Below are 4,710 nucleotides of genomic sequence, written 5' to 3' on the forward strand. Positions count from 1 at the left end.
CAAAATTAGGTACCTGTTCCAAGTGAAGGGAAAGGTATGCCCCTAAACTGGTAAACCGACAGGCAACCGAGCCAGAAAATCAAAAACATTCAATTTTGAAACCCAAATAGTAAGCTAAAAGGCTTAACTTAATAGCATTGGAGTGAAGGTGGGTAGGTAATTTTAATTCAAACTATATTTTTCAAATTTATTGCTTATATCTAATGCGAAAAAAATACACTATCTAAAAATTTTATTTTTTAGATAATGAAGGGTTAATTGAGTAATAGGGTCATTTTAACGAAGTGTAAAGTTTTATTATAAATGTATTTCTGTTAATGATACCGGTTATTCTATAGTAGTTTTTTTACTGTTAATTGTATGCTAATGGGATAATTTATTCAATAATTCACTGTATAAGTTGATTTTTTTATTTTGATTTATTATTTTAATAACTAATTAATATTTCAGCCTAATTATTTGCAATTGTTTTTATTGTTTGAGTAATATGGAAAGGGATAAAATAATTAATTTTTCTTTAAGGTTTTTGTTGATCTTTATTTACTGTACTATAGTAAAATATAATACCTTTTCTCAGGATCAACATGTTACTTTTCCATCACCGAATGCTTATTCATTAGTAAAATATACTCCTTCCACTGTTAATCATTATACAGGCATTCCTGATATAAGAATTCCTTTGTATACTGTTGATTCAAAGGACCTTCAGGGAAATATTGATTTGTCCTATTTTGCGGGAGGTGTCATAGTCAATGAATTCCCTAGTTGGGTAGGCTCCGGTTGGTCTTTAAATGTAGGAGGAGTGATAACGAGAGCAATTGGAGGAGTAAATGATGATGAAGAATCTATTGGTTTTTACTATACAGGTCATTTATTGAAAGATAATTGGCCTTATCCATCAGGTGATTATTTAGAAAGTCAAAGAGTGGGACTTGTAGATGGAATGCCTGACATATTTTATTATAATTTTAATGGGAAATCAGGAAAATTCTTTTTTGATAATGATGGAGGGATAAGAACACTGCCTTATACTAATATCAAAATTGAATTGATGGATAAAGGATCTATCTTCAAAAACTTCGGATCTGTTATGTTCCGTTTTAGTGGTTTTAAAAAGTGGAAAATTACAGATGAAAATGGAGTGATTTATTATTTTGAAGAATTAGAATTATCAAAATCAGAATCGGCAACTTTTACAACAGATGGTGGTTCTGGGGATATAAAAGATATAGTCACAAGCTGGTATCTTACAAAAATTGTGTCTCCTAATTTAAAAAACGAGATTCTTTTTGAGTATGATTATTCAAACTTTGATACCTCAACATCCCTATTTGAATATCATTCCATAGCCATAGGTTATTTTACACATCACGGAAGTAATCTCTTTCTTGGTAATGGAAGTTTGACAAATATGGGTGGCTTTCCTGAGAATAGAGGTCAAACGATAAGTAGAAACTACAGGCATAATTTAAAAAGGATACTTTTTGAGAATGGTAGAGTTGAATTTTTTACTTCGGCTAGAAATGATTTGCGCCATCCTGCCATGCCGTATTCATTTTCTTCATTCAAATTAGATTCTATACTCCTAAAAAACAATCAAAATGAGATTAAAAGAAGGTTTGCTCTTGAATATATTGACAATCCCAGTCAAAGGTTAACATTAAAAAAAATGATTATCGACAAAGATCAAGTTTATTCTTTTGAATATAACAATATGCACCTGCTTCCCGGGTATAGTAGTAGAGATACTGACCATTGGGGATATTTTAATGGGGCAGGTAATATTGGAACCGGTTTGATCCCTACTTTTTCATTTTCTTCGCAAGCTTTTCAAGACAAGACTTATCCGGGAATTAATAAAGATCCTAATATTGACAAAATGAAATATGGGGTTTTAAATAAAATCACTTGGCCCACAGGTGGGAGCAGGCAGTTTTTTTATGAACCCAATGACTATAGTTTTATTAATGAGAATCCTCTGGCAGAGGATGGATGGTCCGCTTGGAAATACATTGATTCATCAATAGCAACTTCAGTAACTTTAAATCCTTTAGCACAAGTTCAGCTTTGGTATGAATGCAGTACAGATGGGATAGCTTATGGCAACAATATTGAACCTTGTCTTTCAGTTCTTACTCCTTGGAACTTTAACTTTTCAGGAACCTTTGATCTAACCAAATATATTCCTCAATATACTGGTGATATAGATATAAGAGTTAAGTTAAAATATAGGTTCTTAGAAGAAGGTTCAATAACAAAAAAAATTGGAGGTGGAATTCGTGTTGCTGAAATTCATGATGTTGACCAATTTAATCCACCCATCATTAGGAAATTCGAATATACGCAAGAAGGTAATGTTAATCTATCATCCGGTGTTGCCGGCAGTGATTTAAAACACCATGCTCCTTTTACATCAGGAAGTCAGGGCTCCGAAATTTTTGCTACAGGTGTTAAAGCTTATTCCCACTCAGCTTTTCCCCTATCCATGACGCAAAGCCGTCCAATAGGTTATCAAAGGGTTGTTGAAAAAATCGATGGTAATGGTGAAACTATTCACAAATTTTCTTCTTTTTATGATTATCCGGATAAAATTGGTTTGCAAAACAATTCCTACGAGATGCCTCTTGTGAATAAAAAGAGTTATGATCATAAAAGAGGTAAATTGATATCAAAGACTCATAAAGATGATCTTGGAAATGTGGTTGAAAGTAAAAGGGTACTGGGTTATAAAACCCTAAGCGCAGGATCACCAGTAAAAGTGTGGCAATCTTTCCCTTTTATAAAATTCGTATTAGAATTTCATAATGACGGGGGGTTGCCACCATTCCTGCCTGTAACGCTAAGAGAAACAACAGCATTTTCTATAGAATCTGAGTCTTTCAAGCCGGCCTATGAGATGGATAAATTATTTTCGGGTGATTCTGAGTTAGGGGTAGAACGTTCTTTTCAATACAATGCATTTCATCAACTTCAAAGACGAACGGTAATGAAATCAAATTGGGGGTTTGAAAGTGAAGAGTTTAAATACCCTTTGGAGTATGAAAAACCCACCCGAGAGATTAATGCATTGTTAGGCAAAAATATGATTGGTGATCCCATAGAATCGGTTAAATCTGTGAAAAATGGGGTAATTAGTGGGCAGGCAAGGAAATGGAAAATTAAAGCTGGAGAGGTTTTATTGGATGAAATTCTAAGTTTAGAAACAAATGCGCCAATAAAAAATTTTTCCCACTCAGAGGACGGGATTACATTTTGTGAGTCTTTTGTAAAAAAGACCAAATTAGGCTACGATCAGGCATTAAATATTAACCAGATAGAGGAGTTAGATCAAAATAGAAGGGCTATTTTATGGGATTCTTCTGATAAATTACCGGTATGTGAAGTGCAAAACTCACTTCCTGATCAAATTTCTTACACATCATTTGAAACGCAAGAGAAAGGAGGGTGGACTTATATGGGTAATGCCGTTTCTTCTATAGGCTCCAGAACAGGTGGTAGGTATTATGATTTGGGAACAGGAAGTATCTCAAAATCGGGAATAGAGGCTAGCTCAAGTGAAAAATATTTGCTTACATTTTGGGTAAAAAGAGCCAATGGTTCAGCAAATTGGTATTTTTTGGGGCAGACAGAGAAATTAGACCAAGAATGGAAGTTAATCCAAAGGATTATTACGGAAAATAGGCTTACCATTGAAGGAAGCGGTTTGCATTTGGATGAATTACGGTTACACCCAATAGAGGCCGGAATGACGACTTATACATACGATCCTTTGGTTGGACTGACATCCAAAACAGATGCTAGAAATTATACCATGTATTATGAATACGACTACATGGGGCGGTTGAAAGCAATCAGAGATGATAGTGGGCAGTTAAAGGAGTTTTACGAGTACAACTTCCAAACAAGTGGTTTAAACCCTTAAAGTGGATGAGCGATGGAAAAATTATTCTTATTTATTCTAGTTGTTTTTTTTATCGCGGTAAGTCCTGTAGCTGCCCAAAAGATAGAAACAATTGATGCCCAAAACCTAATTGGATATTGGCAAACGGATTCAGTAAATCAGCTGTCAGCAATAAATTACGGTATATCGGCAAAAGGTTCAATGACCAAAACGGCTGAATCTGAAGCAATGAAACAAGCCATTAAGTCTAGGTCATTTATTTTTTCAGAGGACGGAATCTTTACCGCCCAATGGGTATTGGGTAAAAGGCAGCATATTGTCAACGGTAAATGGGAAATTGAAGGTACATCGCAGTTAGCTATTGAGATCAATGGAATAAAGACCAGTTATTCCATTCGCGTTAACGGAAAAGATGGGATTTTATTGATACCAATGAAGGCGCGTCGTGGACAAATCCATGAGTTGTATTTTACTAAGAAGGATGGAAGATGAAGCCTTATGTCTTTTCACTTTTAATCTGTGTATACGGGCAATATGTATTTAGCCAAGAGGTCACTCAGGTTCAGATAATAGGCCCGACCACTGTTAGTATAGGAGAAACAGCCCTATTTGAAGTTAATTTCTGGAATGGTTCCACTATGGTATATCCAAACAATGGGATTGGAAGTATGTGGTCTGTTCCTGATGCAACGATCAACTATGAGACCTATAATTCCATAAGCCTGACTTTTAACTCAGCCGGTTCTTTTAACTTGACCTATCAGTTCATGACCTTTGATGGGAATTTTAATGACAACCTACAAATACGA

The 4,710-nt window shown here is 34.8% G+C and carries 3 protein-coding genes; all 3 read left to right on the forward strand.

Annotated features, from left to right (window positions below; all coding sequences use genetic code 11):
* Positions 1–487: 487 nt before the first annotated feature.
* The gene (locus AC13EX_RS03670; protein WP_482891583.1) at positions 488–3,922 is read left to right on the forward strand and encodes a hypothetical protein; all 3,435 of its coding nucleotides are present in this window, start codon (positions 488–490) and stop codon (positions 3,920–3,922) included.
* 12 nt (positions 3,923–3,934) lie between these two features.
* Positions 3,935–4,393, forward strand: coding sequence for a hypothetical protein (locus AC13EX_RS03675; protein WP_482891584.1), 459 nt, complete (start codon positions 3,935–3,937; stop codon positions 4,391–4,393).
* Positions 4,390–4,710: hypothetical protein (locus AC13EX_RS03680; RefSeq protein ID WP_482891585.1), on the forward strand; the 321-nt coding region annotated here is incomplete at its 3' end. The genes AC13EX_RS03675 and AC13EX_RS03680, both read left to right, overlap by 4 nt.

This window comes from Cyclobacterium sp. L-R, from assembly GCF_056859355.1.